Consider the following 15529-nt stretch of genomic DNA (forward strand, 5'->3'; position numbering starts at 1 on the left):
GCCTCCGCCGCCGGAGTAGCCCCCGCCGCCGGCGCCGCCGCAACCGCCGGCACCGCCGCCTCCGCCGAAGCCGCCGAAGCCGTTTGTGGGCTGATAACAGCCGCGGCCGCCGATGGCGCCGCTCACAAAGCTTCCGCCGCCCTGGGTGCGGTTGGCGTCGAGCTCAAAGGGCAGGTAGGTCACGCCGGCCGAAGCGTTGACGCTGGACTCGCAGCCGCCGTAGTAGTTGCGGGTGCCGCTCTGACCGTGGGAGTAGAAGCCCCCGCCGGCGCCGCCGGGGTAGCTGTTGGTGGTGGCTGCTCCGCCGTTTCCGTCGGTGCCGCCGGCCGGTCCGCCGCCGTTGCCGGCGCTGCCCTCCGGGGTGGTCTGGCCGCCGATGCCCAGCGCGTTGCCCCCGGTATACACGCTACAACCTCCCGGGCTTCCGCCGCCGCCGGCGACGAGCAGCGGCTCGTCGTTGAGCACGACGAAGGTGCCGCCGCCTCCGCCCCATTCGTAACCCGAGGCGTTGATGCCGCCCATCTGGCCGACGGCAATAACGAGCTCCTCGCCGGCCTCCAGCTCGAACTCAGCCTGGATGCGGGCGCCGCGGCTCTGGTGGTCGTCGCGGGCGCCGCCGCTGGCCGCGCCCAGCGCTTCGATGCGGTAGATGCCGGAGGTGGGGACGCTCCAGCGCTGCATGCCGGCTGTGACCGAGACGCTGCGCGGGGCGTAGAGGTCGGCGTCGGCGTAGGTGGTGTCGCAGTCGGCCTGCTCGGGGCCGAAGCGACCGGAGGTGTCGCAGGTGTCGAAGACCAGCGGCAGGGGCTCGAAGATGGTGAGGTTCCAGGAGGCGCTGGTCGCGGCCAGGCTCAGCTGGCAGCTGACGCTGCCGACCGGGCCGCCGGGGTAATGAAGTTGAAGCGACTGCCCGGCTTCAACCGGAGCGCCGGAGGTGGCCGCGGCTCCGTCGATACGCAGCGCGCAGGGGCCGCTGACCGTGGCGAGGACCTGGCCCTCAAAGCCGGCGGCGACCACGGCGTCGGAGGTGATCTCGGCGTCCACCGGCGTGCCGCTGTCCGCGAAGCTGAAGGGGGCGGGCTGGCCGCCCTCGCGCACCTGGATGGCCACAGAGCCCGTGCTCAGCGCGCCCTGACCGTCGCTGACCTCATAGCTGATCGTGGCGGTGTAGGCTTCGCCGATGTTGAGCGCGCTTAAGGTGGCCGCGTCGCCGGAGGGGCTCAGTGAGGCGGCGGGGTGATCGACCGACCAGGCCACCGAGGTCGCGTCGCCGTCGGCGTCTTCGATGCTCAGCTGAACTTCGGCAAGCTCTCCGGGGAGGATGGAGGCCGGGGCGCGCACCTGCACGATCTGCGGGGCGCGGTTGGGGTAGGTCGAGACGCGCAGGCTCACCGAGGTGGTCGCGCCGTGAAGATCTTCGAGGCGCGCGGTGATGAGGCTGGAGGCGCCGCGCACCGACGAGGTTTGCACGCTACCCTGACCCGGCGCGGTGGTGCCGACCAGGAAGTTGGGATCGCTGCTCTCCCAGAGGACCATGAAGTCGTCGCCATCCGGGTCTTCGGCGTCAATGGTCAGCGCGATCGACTCACCGGCCTGCGCGATGATGCGGTCGGCGTAGAAGGCGTTGACCTGCGGGGCGCGGTTGGAGCGGGTGCCGATGGTGGCGCTGGCCGAGCTTTGTGCCTGCCCGTCGGAGACGGTGACGGTGAGCTGCTCAAAGACGTCGTACTGATCGGGGGTCTGCACGCGTACGGTGGCGGCGTCCTGACCTTCCACGATGGTCCAGCCTTCGGGGATGCTCCAGCTGTAGGTGAGCGCGTCGGCGTCGGCGTCGGTGGCGACCACCGAGGCCTCCACAACCTCGCCAGGGGCGACGAGCGAGGTGGCGACGACGAGCTCGGCGATGGCCGGGGCCTGGTTGCGAAGGGTGTGCACGCCGATAGCGTAGGAAGCCTCACCGCCGGCGCTGTCGCTGACGGTGACCACGACCTGGCCGGATTCGCCGGAGGTGGCCGGGGCCTGGAGGTGCGGCGCGTGGGCCGGGTGGCCGTCGCTCAGGAGCGTCCAGCCCGCGGGCACCGTCCAGGCGTAGCTCAGCTCCAGGCCGTGGGGGTGGGAGGCGTCGACCGAAAGTTCGATCTCCCCGCCGCGCACCACCTGGTCGGGTTGGGCCGAGGCCAGCGCGATGCTCGGGCCGGGGTTGGCCATGGTCGAGACGATGATCTCGGCGCGGGCGCTCTTGCCGGCCTCATTGCTCACGTCGACGCGGAAGGTCGCCGACTGCTGGTAGCCAGCCGGCGCGGTGATGGTGGGGCGGCGCAGGCTGGCGTCATCGATCTGCCAGCCCGCCGGGCCGCTCCAGGCGTAGCTTAAGTCGCCGCCTTCCGGGTCGCTGGCCAGCACGGCGAGTCGAGTGGTGGAGGCGGGGACGAGGCTGGCGAGGTCGGCGTTGATGGAGGTGATGATCGGAGCTCCCAGGGTGCGGGTCTGCACGGTGGTCTGGGCGCTGGTGCTGGCGCCGGCACCGTCGGTGACGGTGAGGGTGAGCGCGCCGCTGACGCCTTCGGTCTGCGGGGCACGCAGCAGAGGTTGGCCCACCGGACGGCTGGTCGTGATGACCTCCCAGCCCTGCGGGGCCTCCCAGGTGTAGGTGAGCGCGGCGGCGTCTTCGAAGCGGTGCGAGGCGCTGGCCTCAACCTCCAGAAGTTCGCCGGGCTCGGCCACCGGCGGGGTGACGATGAGCGAGGTGATGCGGGGGCCGAGGTTCTCCTCGGTGCTCACCACGATCTCGGCGCGGTCTTCGACGCCGTAGCGGTCGCTCACAATCAGCTCAATGCGCGCCGAGGCGCCGTAGGTCTGCGGGGCCACAACGTCGATGGAGGGACCGACGATGGTGTCGCTCGACCAGCCTTCGGGGAGCAGCCACTCGTAGAGGAGGTCTTGATCCCAGCCATCGGCGTCGACCGCGCTGGCGACGAGCTCCAGGGTGGCGCCGGGGGCGACGCGGGCCGGAAGCGCAACCAGGCTGCGCACGCGCGGGCCGTTGTTGGCGGCGGTGCTCAGGTTAAGCTCTTGCGTGGCCTCGGCGCCAAAAGGATCGCGGACCACCGCCACAATCGCCGCGCTGACCGAGGGCTGGTCCGGGGCGCTGACCTCGGCCACAAAAGGATCGTCTTCGTCGACGCTCAACGCCCAACCTTCCGGGGCGCTGAAGGTCACGGTGAGCGCGTCGCCGTCGGCGTCTTCGGCCGCCACGCGCACCACCGACACACCGCCGGGGGAGAGCGAGGCCGGATCGGCCGACATGCTCAAAATGCTCGGGGCGGCGTTGTTGCGTGTGCTCAAACTCAACGTCGCGCTCGACTCGCCACCACGCCCGTCGCTGACCACGACGCTCACCTCTCCGCTCACGCCGAAGCCCTCGGGGGCCACCACGTTGACCGAGGCGCCGGGGGAATCGCCGGCTTCTACCACAAAGCCCTCGCTGGCCTCCCAGGCGTAGCTGAGCGCGTCGCCGTTGGCGTCGATGGCGTCGACCTCCACCTCGACCGACTCACCCGGGAGGAGCACCTCGCGCTCCGCGCTGAGCGCACGGATCTCGGGGGCGGCGTTGACGCGCGAGAGGGTCAGGTTGAGCTCGACCTCTTCGTCTTCGAGGACCTCGACCTCACCCTGCTGCGGCTCATAGCCCTCCAGCGACGCCACGACCAGGCGGCTGCCGGTGGCCACGGTGAAGCTGAAGCGGCCGTCGGCTTCGGTGAGCACGTGCGCCGCGCCTACCTCCACGCGTACCCCGGAGGCGTCCGCGCTGTCTTCCAGCGTGACCTGCCCCACGATCGTGCCCACCGGAGGCGACTGCAGCTCGCCGGGGGTGTCATCCGGGGCTCCGCACCCCAGGCCAAGGCCGGTGACGAGCAGGCTCGCAACCGGCCACAGGGTCCAATGCAGGCGTACGACGTGCATGATGACGCTCCTTATCGCAGAAGGAACGCCGGGCCAGGAGGTGACCGGACGTTCGGGTGGGGTGGCAGAGGTGTTGAGGGATGGAACTTGTGCAACATAACTTTACATTTGTGATTTTGCAAATCTGGTCAAGAGGGCGGCGACCATCACACCTGAAATTCGATCGCGCCAGGGGGGCTGAGGTGATGGACATGAAAAAGCCCGCAGCGCATGGAGTGCGCTGCGGGCTTCGATCTCGTCACGCGCAGATGGCGTGGGAGAGGGGGGCGATGCAAAATTAGTTAGAGATTCGGGATGCGCACGCGCGCCTCCCCGCGGGTGGTTTTGCCCACGGAGTTGGTGACCTCCACGGTCAGCACCACAACGTCTCCGGGGTTGCCGCCGAGGATCTCGGTGGTGCGGGAGGTTGGCGAGAGGATGACGACGCTCTCGCTGGTGGTGGTCCAGACGTAGCTCAGGTCGCCACCCTCCGGGTCGCGGGCCGAGACGGAGACCAGCGCGCTGTCGCCAAACTCCGCAGGAGAGATGGCCGTGATGCTGTTGATGATGGGCGCAGCATAGGTGCGGGTCTGCACCACGAGCGCCGCTTCAGCGGTGACGCCGGCCGAGTCGCTGACGGTCAGGCGCACGGTGCCCACGGCGCCTTCCTGGTCCGGGGAGCGCAGCGCGGGCGCATTCACCGGGCGGTTTTCGGTGATGACGCTGAAGCCGCCGGTGGCCTCCCAGCTGTAGGTGAGCTCTTCCTCAAAGGGGTGCGAGGCGATGGCCTCCAGAAACACCAGCTCATCGGGGTTCGCTACCGGACGGGTGGTGATGAGGCTGGAGATGGTGGGGCCCTGGTTGGTCAGGGTGCTGACCACGAGCTCGGTCTGGTCGGTGGCGCCAAAGTCGTCGCTGACGATCAGCGTGATGCGCCCGGAGACGCCGTAGGCGTCGGGGGCGGTCAGGGTGGTCTGGGCGCCGACGACGCTGGAGACCTCCCAGCCTTCGGGAACCAGCCACTCGTAGAGCAGCGCGTCGCCCTCGGCGTCGACGGCCTCGGCCTGAAGATCGATCTCCGCGCCGGGAAGCACCTCGGCGGGAAGGGCGGTGGCCGATCGGATGCGCGGGGCCTGGTTCTGGGCGGTGCTCACGCTGAGCTGCGCGCTGGCCTGGGCGCCCTGCGCGTCGCTGACCACGACCGAGAAGCTGCCAACTTCGCCCGGAGCATCAGGGGCGGTGGCCACCACGCTGGCCTGGTCGGTGGCGTCGAGCTCCCAACCTTCGGGGGCGCTCCAGGCGTAGGTGAGCGCGCCGCCTTCGGCGTCGGTGGCGTCGACGCTCAAGCCCACCTGAGCGCCGCGCGCCACCACCGCGGCGTCAGCGACGATCGAGGTGATCTGCGGAGCGGCGTTGCCGACGGTGCTCACGCTCAGGCGCTCTTCGGCCTGACGATCGTCGCTGTCGGTGACGGTGACCACGACCTCGCCAGCGGCGCCGGCCTCCTCGGGGGCGGTCAGCGTGGCCGAGAAGGGGTCGTCGCTATCGGCCTCCACCTCAAAGCCGCCGGTGGCGCTCCAGCTGACCTCAAGCGTCCCACCTTCCGGGTCGATGGCCTCCACGCGCACGCCGGTCTGCTCACCGGGAGCAAGCGCGCTCACATCGGCGCTCAGGCTGACGATCTGCGGGCCGGCCGAGCGGGGCTCCAGCACCAGCTGCACGGCGTTGTCCTGCCCGGCGATCACGGTGATAAAGGCCTCGGCCGGGCGGTAGCCCTCCAGGCTCGCGCTCACCAGAACGGCGCCGGCGCTCACGTCTTCAAAACGAAACGAGCCGTCGTCGGCGGTGGTCGTCGAGCGGGCGCCCGTCTCCACGAGCACACCCTCGGCGTCTTCGCCGTCGCTTAAGGAGACCATCCCCACGATGGCGCCCTCTGTGGCTTGAGGCTCGTTGACCTCGGCGTCGGAACCGCAGGCGACAAGGCCCAGGGCGAAGACGCCCGCGGCCAGGGTGCGCAGACCAGTAGTCGCGTGATGAAACATGATGTACTCCACCGTTTTGTCAGGGGATTTCGGCAGGCGCGGGAGGAGCGCCCAGACGGGATCACCTTGGAGAAAGGGGTGGAGAATGTCAATTCAGCTGTAAAATTACGGGCTTGGCGTATTCAAACCCCGCTCCCCCGCGCCGACACCATCCCCGCGCCGCCGCGCGGTGACACGCGATCCGGGCCGCGGCGAGTTGCGGGGCGCTAGCGCGTCGCCGGTGCGTCTTCGGCGGGCATATCGTCGGAGGGAGGCGTCTCGACCGGCGCCTCATCGGCCGGCGTAAAGCCCATCGACACCGAGTTGATGCAGTAGCGCAGCCCGGTGGGCGCCGGCCCATCCGGAAAAATATGCCCCAGGTGCCCGCCGCAGCGGCTGCAATGCACCTCCACCCGGCGCATCCCGTGGCTGGTGTCCATCTTCGTGCCCACCGCCTCCTCCGAGATCGGCGCATAGAAGCTCGGCCAGCCCGTACGCGAGTCGTACTTATGCTCCGAGGAGAAGACCGCCTGGCCGCAGCCCGCACACACAAAGGTCCCTTCTTCTTTAACGTGCAGCAGCTCCCCGCTGCCGGCCCGCTCGGTGCCCTCCTCGCGCAGCACCCGGTACTGGGCCGGGGTCAGGCGCTCGCGCCACTCCTCCTCGCTGAGCTGCACCTCGGGCTCGGCCTCCCGGATCGGGATCTCCTCCAGCGTTGGCCGCTCAAAAGACTCCTCGGCCACCTGCGCGCTCTGCGCCTGACCGACCACATAACGCGGCCGCAGCTGCGTCTCCGTCGAGGAGTTCGCGCTGCAGCTCGAGCCGCTCAGAAGTCCAGGCGCCATCAGGCTGAGCGCCCCCACGAGCATCGGGCGTTTGAGAAAGCGAAGAGGGGAGGTCCGGTCGGTTCGAGACGTCACAGCGATCCTGGGGCAAAGTTCAACCAGCGCACGCACCCATCGTAACACAGGAGCACGCCGGGGTATTGCCACATCGTGTGAAGCGAGCGCTCAGGCCACCCTCGCTGTGGCCTGCCCGCGCGTCGGTCGCGGCCCCTCTTCAACAGGTCGGCAGAGCGCGCGGAGGGTCGTGGAACGCCCCCGTCAGCGGGTGGTGAAGTAGACGTCCTGCACCGCGTCGACATAGGCGCCGCCCAGAGCCTCCAGAAAGCCGCCAAGCCCGCCTTCGCCAAGATCGACGTTGACGTTCTCCTCGGCGCTCACGCCTTCGACCACCCCCTGGCGAAGTCCCACCTCCACCGCCTCCGGGTTGAGCTCCCAGGGGAAGTTCCCCTCCGTCGTCTCCGTGCCCTCATCGCCGCGCGAGAGCGACTCGGTGCGCACCATCCAGGGGATCTCGGCCGGCAGCGCTCGCCCGCCCTCAAAAAAGCTCGAGAGGTTGAGCATCACCGCCGGCTCGCTGTAGGGCAGGGCGGTCGGCCCGTAGAGCGCGTCGGCCAGCGCGCTGAAGAGCGCGTCGATGCGCTGGATATTCTCCACGGTGGGCTGCTCCCACTGCAGGGTCGTCTGCACCTCGCTGGTCAGACCCATACGCAGCGCGTCGCGGGCCCGGGAGAGGGCGTCTTTGAGCGCGGTGCGCGAGGCTTGCAAACGATCCGGCTGCGCCACCCGCCGAAAGAGCCGCGCGTCCAGGTAGCTCACCGTGTAGTCGGTCGGGGTGTAGCCGGCCACATAGCGCTCGTCGTCCAGGTTCACATCCTGGCGCCAGGCGCCAAAGGTCTCCTCCAGCGTCCAGCTATGCTCGTAGGCCGAGATCGCGTAGAGCGCCGCGCGCACCACCTGCAGCGCGGCCTGAATCGTCGCCAGCTCCGCGCGCCCCAGCGTCAGGCTCAGGGAGGGGTCATGAAAGACCTCCCCGGGCACATAAAAGCGCACGAAGTTCGGATCGTCGATCGCCACCTGCAGCTGCGCATCGAGCCCGCCCAGCGCGTTGGCGATGCTCACCAGGTGGCGCGCCAGGGTGTCGCCCGGCTCATGGAGTCCTTCGACAAAACGGGTGATCGACTCCAGCTCCTCAAGCTCCCAGGGGAGCTCGGGGGCCAGCAGGCTGCGGATCCCCTGGTATTGGCCGTCGTCGGCCCAGCGCGCCCCGCGGCTGGCCCAGTACAAAAGCCCCTCGTTGCCGTAGAGGACCTCAGCGGCATCGAGCGGCTCGGATGCCCCCAGCGACTCGGTGAGCAGCCTCCCGACCTCCGCCATCCCCGGAACCAGCAAGAGATCGCAGAGCGCTCGACCGGCCGCCGCGTCTCCGTCGGCCGGGTTGATCTCCAGGCGCTGCTGGTACATCGCCCGCGCCCCGGCCACGTCATGGGCGATCAGCGCCTGCTCGGCGTCGCCCAGCGAGGGCACCGGCTCGCCAGGGTTGGCGTCGTTATCAGCGTCAAACCTGGGGTCGGCTTCGGCGGACTCATCGAAACTTTCGCCGCAGCCGCTCGCGCCCAGGCTGAGCGCACCGAGTGAGAGCGCCCCCGCAAGCGCTGTGCGTCCAAGCCAGTTCGTTATCGATGTCATTGAGCTTTTCATCAGGGGGATCTCCACGCACAGAAGCGTAGTGCACCGGGCGGCTGCCCACAAGATCTCGGCGTTGCGCGCGAGCGCTGGCCAGATCCGGCCCGGGCTGACGCGGGCCTGCATGACCTTTGTGCAAGATCTCTGCCGACACCGCCTGCAGGCGCTCTTAATCCACGGACGTCCTCGTTTCAAGCGTCCGATCGCGCGCTCGCCATGCCCCGCAAACTCGCCATTCGGACCCGAGCCACCTCGATCTGGTCAAGCGCTGCTCCACCCCCGGAGCGCGCCCCCACCGCCCGGGGGCCCCGCAACGCCGCGTGGCGCGCACCTGCACCTACACCCTTTGGCCTTCGGCCCCTTGTGGCCTATACTGCCAGAAGGATCCCCATCTCGCGGATCCTCTCGTTTTGTTGAGGCTGTACCATGCGCGCTGCCCTCGTCTCACAACCTGCCCGGCACGTTTTGGCCCCTCGGTCCTCTCGGGGGCTTCGGGGCATCGCCACGCTCGTGCTGGGTCTTGTCGCCCTGACGCTCACAGCCTGCCCCACCTTCGAAGACGACTTAAGCGGCCACTACCGCCAGACGCTCATCACCGAGCTCGACGATGAGGCCCTGGCCGTCGACCTCTTTCGCTTTGGCGACGACGTGCGCGCGATCGTGCGCTTCTACGAGCTCGCCAGCGCCAGCGCCCGCGAAGACGCCTACGCCCCCGAGAACCAGTCCCGCTGCGCCTGGACCCAGCCCTCGCCATTTAACGAGGACGACCGCGCCTTCGATCTGCGCCTGCTCCCCACCGCGCGCCACCAGGGCTTAAGCTTAAGCGGGCGCTTCGACGCCCAGGATCGCCTCCAGCTTTTGGTCCAGCGCGACGACGAGGCCTCCCCCTCATCCCTCCTGATGGAAGCCTCCTCCTCGCTCCCCAACGCCGCCTGCCAGACCATCGACGATCTGATCCTGCGCGCACGCTTCGGCGCCACCACCAACGCCTTCTCGCCAGAAACCTACACCCTGCGTCACCCCGTCTTCAGCCTGCTCTGGGTCGGGGTGGAGGCCGTCAATACAAACGGCGCCATCGTCCTGGTCGCCATCAACCGCACCGAGCCCTCGGTGCGCCTGACCCCCGGCGCCCAGTTCCTCCCCGGCGACAACGCCATCACCGGCGATCTGCGCTTAAGCGTGCCGCCGCCCCCCGATCGCATCCTCGCCAGGAGCGGCACCACCCGCTTCGGCCTGGCTCACCCCGTGGTCATCGACGACGCCGAGAGCGAGGAGCGCTTCGCCTGGAACATCAACGAAGAGCCCCTTGTCGCCACCAGCCTGCAGAGCGGCGTCGTCGAAGACGCCCCCGAGGGCATTGAGACCAACGGCTGGGGTCAGGCCATCTTCTTTGTCGAGGGCTCCCTCGACCAGCTCGACGCCAACCTGCGCGCGCGCATCGAGGGCCTCGATGAGGCCAACCCCAACCAACACTTTTACATCGCGCAGGTCTTCTTCTATAACGATGAGGTCGTCGCCCTCAGACTCCCCCCCAGGCCCCGGCCGGGGATCGTGTCCAACGCCGTCGACCTCGTGCTCACCACCGATTACTTGCAGGCCGATGAGGTCCTGCTTCCCAGGCTTTTCCCGTACAACTGAGTCGCGATGCCCCCGTCGACCACGACCCCCACATCCCGGTCGCGGCGAACGCCCGCGGTGGCCCGGGCGCTGGCGTCGTGGGCCTTCTGCCTGTCTTTGGTCGCTCTGAGCGCCGAGGCTGCCGCCCAGAGCGCGCCCGAGCCCGACGATGCGCGCCCCCCGCGCCTGGCCATCGCCCCCGATGCCCGCGCCTTCGCCGCCTCCAGCCAGCTCGATGCGCTCGACGAAGCCCTGGCCACCGAGCTCCACCAGAGCCTGGAGCGCGGCGCCCGACGCTACTTTCTGCCCACCGATGACTTCGAGCTCGTCGCCTCCGACGCCCTCAAAGACGCCATCACCTCCGAGCCCCTCTACGAGGGCACCCTGGCCCTGGCGCGCCAGTGGGCCGAGATGGGCGAAGAGTCGTTTAAGCGGCTGCAGGCCGATGACGCCATCGCGCACCTGGAGCGCGCGCTCCAGAACTACCGCGCCATCGACCACGATCGCATCGCCCCCGAGGAGATCGCCCACACCCTGCTCTTTCTGGCCCTGAGCTACCTGGAAGAGGGCACCAACGTGGTGCGCCCCTTAGAGCTGATGCAGGAGATGATCCTGCTCGACCCCACCCGGCGCATCCTCCCGGGCTACTATCCGGACTTCATCGTCCAGTACTACCGCAGCGCCCGCGACACCCTCTTTCGCGAGCTCGCCAGTGGCGGCCCCTCCCTTGAGGAGGCCGCCCGCAGCGCCGAGCTCTTGCAGGCCGACTACCTCCTCTACACCTTCGCGCTGCCCACCTCGCCAGGCGACGCTTTCGCAGAACCCACCGCCGAGCCCACCGCCGGCGCCGCATCCACCTCCGAGCAGGACTTTACCGTCATCGCCTTTCTCTACGAGGCGCAGTCCGAGAGCTTTCTGCCGCCGGAGGCGATCCGCCTGGCCAGCCTGGAGCCGGCGCTCCTGCAAAACGCCGCCAACCGCCTGGCCAGCCGCCTGGCCGCCTGCGTGCTCCTGCCCGATGAGGAGCCCCTGACCAACCCCGACGATCTCCGGGCCAGCCGCGGCCAGGGCCGCCTGGGCCTGGAGCTGGGCATGGCCTACGCCTCGTTTTTGAGCGTCGCCCCCCCGCTGCAGAGCCCCTTTGGCAACATCGGCGTGGGCCTGGGCGTCAGCTACGCGCTCACCCGGGAGTTTCAGCTCGTCGCCGGCCTGCAGCTCCTCAACTCGCTGCGCGACTACAACGGGCTCTTGCGCGACGACTTCACCACCCTGCGCTCCTGGCTGGGCGGCCGCCTGGCCTGGGAGCTCGGCCCCCTGGAGCTGGGCATCGCCGCGAGCTTCGAGCTGGCCAGCCTCTCGGAGGTGCGCGTCTTCACCGACAAGAGCTGCATCCCCGCCCCCGATCTCCTCTGCCCCGGCGATCTCGGCACCCGCACCTACGACATGAACTCGCCACTGCTCGGCGCCCACCTCAACCCGCGCCTCTCCCTGCGCCTGACCCGCTCGCTCTGGCTGACGCTGAACACCTCCCTGGGCTATTACCTCAGCCCGGTCGAAGAGGACCTGCTCAACCTCCCCTTCAGCTCCGATCTGGGCATCCGCTACCGCTTTTAAAGGGGGCGGTGATGGGCGCCCGGCCATCCCGAACGTCCCGTAGATACGCCCCTTTATGTCTGTTGATGTCTGTTGATGTCGCCCGCACCTCCGGGGCCTCCTGACCGCTGATGGTTTGCCATCGTCACCACCATCGCTCCTGCCGTGAAAAGGATCTTCCATGCTCGACCAACGCCTCCAGCACGCCACCGCCGTCGCCCCGGCCACCATCGCCAACGTCGCGGTGGGCTTTGATATCCTCGGCTTCAGCTTAAGCGAAGTCGACGGCGCCATCGGCCTCTCCGACCGTGTGCGCGTCGAGCGCGTCGAAAAACCCGGCGTGCACCTGGTGGAGATCCGCGGCGACGACGCCCTGCTCAACGCGCTCCCCGACGACCCGAAGGCCAACACCGCCACCGCCGGCCTGGTGCAGATGGCCATCGACAAAAAGCTCGACTTCGGCCTGGAGGTCCGCGTCTTTAAAGGCGTCCCCACCTCCCGCGGCCTGGGCGGCGCGGCCACCAGCGCGGTGGCCGCCGTGGTGGCCGCAAGCGCCGTGCTCGATACCCCCCTCTCCCTCCCCGAGCGCTTTAAATACGCGCTCCTGGGCGAAACCCTGGCCGCCGGCCAGCCCCACGGCGACAACGTCGCCCCGGCCATGCTCGGCGGACTCATCCTCGTGCGCGCGATGGATCCTTTTGATGTCGTGCGCATCCCCGTCCCCCACGACTTTGGCGCCGTGGTCGTCGTGCCCGAGCTCGCCGTCGACGTGCGCCTCTCCCGCGCCCAGCTCAGCGAGACGCTGCCGCTCAAGGCCCATGTCGCCCAGTCCGCCAACCTCGCTGGCTTCATCACCGGCTGCTTCCGCGACGACCGCGAGCTCATCACCCGCTCGCTCCATGATCTGGTCGTCGAGCCCCAGCGCGCCCCCACCATCCCGGGCTTCGCCGCCGTCAAAGACGCCGCGCTCAAGGCCGGCGCCCTGGGCGTCTCCATCTCCGGGGCCGGGCCGACCCTCTTTGCGCTGCACGACTTCCGCGCCCGCAAAAGCCAGATCGCCGAGGCCATGCTCAACGCCTTTGAAGAGGCCGGCGTCAACGCCCGCGCCTTCCACTCCCCGGTCAACGGCCTGGGCGCCCACATCATCGAGCGCGGCCCCATCCTCGACAGATAACAGGTTGAAGATGCTCCACCCGCGCGTTTGAGCGTCCCGCGTTTCCGCTTTACCTCCCCGCAGCACCGAGATCCTATGAGCGCCCCCGACGTCAACCCCCAACGCCTCTCTTCCGAGTCGGAACACCCCTTCAAACGCCTGCTCCATTACGCCCGGCCGCACCGAAAACGCGTCTGGGCGGCGGCCACCTCCTCGGTGCTCAACAAGATCTTCGACCTGGCCCCGCCCGCACTCATCGGCGCGGCCATCGACGTGGTCGTCGAGCAGGAAGACTCCCTGGTCGCCTCGCTGGGCATCGTCGATGTCACCCACCAGCTCATCGCCCTCTCGGCGCTCACCGTCATCGTCTGGGGCCTGGAGAGCGCCTTCCAGTATTTGCAAGAATGGCTCTGGCGTAACCTCGCTCAGACCATCGAACACGACCTTCGCCAGGACGCCTACAACCACATCCAGAACCTGGAGATGGCCTACTTCCACGAGCAGTCCACCGGCGGGCTGATGGCCATCCTTAACGACGACATCAACCAGCTGGAGCGTTTTCTCGACACCGGCGCCGACGATATTCTGCAGGTCGCCACCACCGCCATCGTCATCGTCACGACCTTCTTTATCCTGGCGCCCCAGGTGGCCTGGATGGCCATGCTCCCGGTCCCCATCATCATCTGGGGATCGTTTAAGTTTCAGCGCATGCTGGCGCCCCGCTACGCGCGTGTGCGCGAGCAGGTCGCGAGCCTGAACGGCCAGCTCGCCAACAACCTCTCGGGCATCGCCACCATCAAGGCCTTTGCCACCGAAGGCTACGAGACCCGCCGCATCGCCCAGGAGAGCGATGACTACCGCCAGGCCAACCGCGCCGCCATCCGCTTAAGCGCCGCGTTCAGCCCGCTGATCCGCATGGCGATTGTATTGGGCTTTACCGCCACACTCCTCTACGGCGGGATGCTTGCCATTGAGGGCACCCTGGCCGTGGGCGTCTATTCGGTGCTCGTCTTTCTCACCCAGCGCCTGCTCTGGCCCCTGACTCGCCTGGGCAAAACCTTCGATCTCTACCAGCGCGCCATGGCGTCGACGCGCCGCGTCCTCAACCTCCTGGCCACCCCCATCTCCATCATCAGCGGCCAGACCCCCTTTGAGAAAGAGGGCGCCCGCGGAGAGCTCGTCTTCGAAGACGTCGAGTTCGCCTACCCCGATCGCGAGCCCATCCTCCAAAACTTCAACCTGCGCATCCCCGCCGGCGCCACCCTGGGCGTGGTCGGGGCCACCGGCGCCGGAAAATCCACCCTCATCAACCTCCTGATGCGCTTCTTTGAGCCCGCAAAGGGCACCGTGCGCATCGACGGCACCCCCCTCCATGAGCTGCGCACCGACGATCTGCGCCGCGCCATCGGCCTGGTCAGCCAGCAGACCTTTCTCTTTCATGGCACCGTGCGCGAGAACATCGCCTACGGCTCCTTCGATGCCGACGACGACGCCATCCTGCGCGCCAGCCGCCAGGCCGAAGCCCACCCCTTCATCGAAGAGCTGCCCCGCGGCTACGACACCATCGTGGGCGAACGCGGCGAAACCCTCTCCGGCGGCCAGAAGCAGCGCATCTCGATCGCCCGCGCCGTGCTGCGCGACCCCCGCGTGCTCATCCTCGATGAGGCCACCAGCGCCGTCGACAACGCCACCGAAGCCGCCATCCAGCGCTCGATGAACCGCCTGGCTCAAGACCGCACCATGATCATCATCGCCCACCGCCTCTCCACGGTCCGCGCCGCCGATCACATCATCGTCATGGATCAGGGCCGCATCATCGAGCAGGGCTCCCACGATGAGCTCGTCGCCCTCGGCGGCGACTACGCCGCCCTCTGGAACATCCAGACCGGCAACACCCACCAGGCCGCCCCCGACGTTGTTGAGTAGGTCGTGGTGGAGTAAGTCGCGGCTGAGTACGCCCTCGCCATGTAGGCAGGCCAGATAAGCCGCGCCCCGCAGCCGTGTTTACTTTCAGAGACGTGCCCGTCACATCACGACCGGCACCTGTTTGATAGCTCACGGCGTCCACACTCTCCCGGGGGGAACCCGCTATGGCCTGCTCTCACCTGCGCGCGCGCGCCATCCTCATCGCCCTCGTCTCCATCCTCTGCACCTCGCCAGCTCAGGCGTCTTCACCCGACGCCGCCCCCCCCGATCGTGATCGTCTTGAGATGCGCCCCCTGGCCCAGCAGACGCCCCCGCCGGGCACCGCCCCCCCGGGCACGCTTCCACCCGACTCCACCCAACCCGCGCCCACACCCACCCTGCCCGACGCCGGGGACACCCCCGCGCCTTACAGCTCCGATGCGGGTGATGCCGGAGACGCCGGAGACGCCGACATGCCCGGCCAGCGCACCCAACCGCACGTCCCCGGTCAGCCGCGCCCCGATCGCAGCGCCGACGCCGACGATGACGCCGCCGACTCCGGACTCTCCCTCGGTGAGCGCATCGGCGCCGCCCTCAACGACGCCGGCGTCCCCGACGCCGATAACCCCGATGCTCCCGATGCCCGCGTCGCCGGCTGCCAGAGCGAAGGCGCCCAGGGGAGCCCCTGGGCGATCTCGGTGGTGCTTTTAGGTTTTATGGTCCTGCACGCCGCCGGCCTGCTCGGCCGACGTCACGTGCGTTGAGCCTCG

8 protein-coding genes and 1 pseudogene are annotated in these 15529 nt (G+C 68.8%); 5 read left to right on the plus strand and 4 right to left on the minus strand.

What is annotated here, in order from left to right:
- From FRC96_RS22135 to FRC96_RS12110, 4 genes and pseudogenes are all read right to left on the minus strand, one after another.
- Positions 1 to 3963, minus strand: a pseudogene (locus FRC96_RS22135) (carboxypeptidase regulatory-like domain-containing protein); the annotation flags it as partial.
- A 281-nt stretch (positions 3964 to 4244) separates the two neighbouring features.
- Positions 4245 to 5984: a carboxypeptidase-like regulatory domain-containing protein gene (locus FRC96_RS12100; protein ID WP_146974746.1), complete on the minus strand. Its 1740-nt coding sequence runs from the start codon at positions 5982 to 5984 to the stop codon at positions 4245 to 4247.
- 206 nt (positions 5985 to 6190) lie between these two features.
- Positions 6191 to 6676: a peptide-methionine (R)-S-oxide reductase MsrB gene (msrB, locus tag FRC96_RS12105; RefSeq protein ID WP_434006978.1), complete on the minus strand. Its 486-nt coding sequence runs from the start codon at positions 6674 to 6676 to the stop codon at positions 6191 to 6193.
- 390 nt (positions 6677 to 7066) lie between these two features.
- Positions 7067 to 8494, minus strand: a complete 1428-nt coding sequence (locus tag FRC96_RS12110) for a hypothetical protein (protein ID WP_146974747.1) — start codon at positions 8492 to 8494, stop codon at positions 7067 to 7069.
- A gap of 423 nt (positions 8495 to 8917) precedes the next feature.
- Here FRC96_RS12110 and FRC96_RS12115 point away from each other — a divergent pair, with 423 nt between their 5' ends.
- The 5 genes from FRC96_RS12115 (at position 8918) to FRC96_RS12135 (ending at position 15523) form a co-directional block, all read left to right on the plus strand.
- Positions 8918 to 10129 (plus strand): hypothetical protein, encoded by a 1212-nt coding sequence (locus FRC96_RS12115; RefSeq protein WP_146974748.1) that lies wholly within the window; start codon positions 8918 to 8920, stop codon positions 10127 to 10129.
- Between the two features lie 6 nt (positions 10130 to 10135).
- Positions 10136 to 11722, plus strand: a complete 1587-nt coding sequence (locus tag FRC96_RS12120) for a hypothetical protein (RefSeq protein ID WP_146974749.1) — start codon at positions 10136 to 10138, stop codon at positions 11720 to 11722.
- A gap of 160 nt (positions 11723 to 11882) precedes the next feature.
- On the plus strand, positions 11883 to 12875 hold the full coding sequence (locus FRC96_RS12125; protein WP_146974750.1) for a homoserine kinase: 993 nt from the start codon (positions 11883 to 11885) through the stop codon (positions 12873 to 12875).
- 75 nt (positions 12876 to 12950) lie between these two features.
- The gene (locus tag FRC96_RS12130) at positions 12951 to 14780 is read left to right on the plus strand and encodes an ABC transporter ATP-binding protein (protein ID WP_146974751.1); all 1830 of its coding nucleotides are present in this window, start codon (positions 12951 to 12953) and stop codon (positions 14778 to 14780) included.
- 164 nt (positions 14781 to 14944) lie between these two features.
- Positions 14945 to 15523, plus strand: coding sequence for a hypothetical protein (locus FRC96_RS12135; RefSeq protein ID WP_146974752.1), 579 nt, complete (start codon positions 14945 to 14947; stop codon positions 15521 to 15523).
- Positions 15524 to 15529 lie beyond the last annotated feature (6 nt).

The sequence above is a fragment of the Lujinxingia vulgaris genome, from assembly GCF_007997005.1.
Taxonomy (GTDB): Bacteria; Myxococcota_A; Bradymonadia; order Bradymonadales; family Bradymonadaceae; genus Lujinxingia.

Bases quoted from the DNA above. Each gene is read 5' to 3' on its own strand.
- FRC96_RS12100 (WP_146974746.1), bottom strand. From the start codon at position 5,984: ATGTTTCATCACGCGACTACTGGTCTGCGCACCCTGGCCGCGGGCGTC.
- FRC96_RS12110 (WP_146974747.1), bottom strand. From the start codon at position 8,494: ATGACATCGATAACGAACTGGCTTGGACGCACAGCGCTTGCGGGGGCG.
- FRC96_RS12115 (WP_146974748.1), top strand. From the start codon at position 8,918: ATGCGCGCTGCCCTCGTCTCACAACCTGCCCGGCACGTTTTGGCCCCT.
- FRC96_RS12120 (WP_146974749.1), top strand. From the start codon at position 10,136: ATGCCCCCGTCGACCACGACCCCCACATCCCGGTCGCGGCGAACGCCC.
- FRC96_RS12125 (WP_146974750.1), top strand. From the start codon at position 11,883: ATGCTCGACCAACGCCTCCAGCACGCCACCGCCGTCGCCCCGGCCACC.
- FRC96_RS12130 (WP_146974751.1), top strand. From the start codon at position 12,951: ATGAGCGCCCCCGACGTCAACCCCCAACGCCTCTCTTCCGAGTCGGAA.
- FRC96_RS12135 (WP_146974752.1), top strand. From the start codon at position 14,945: ATGGCCTGCTCTCACCTGCGCGCGCGCGCCATCCTCATCGCCCTCGTC.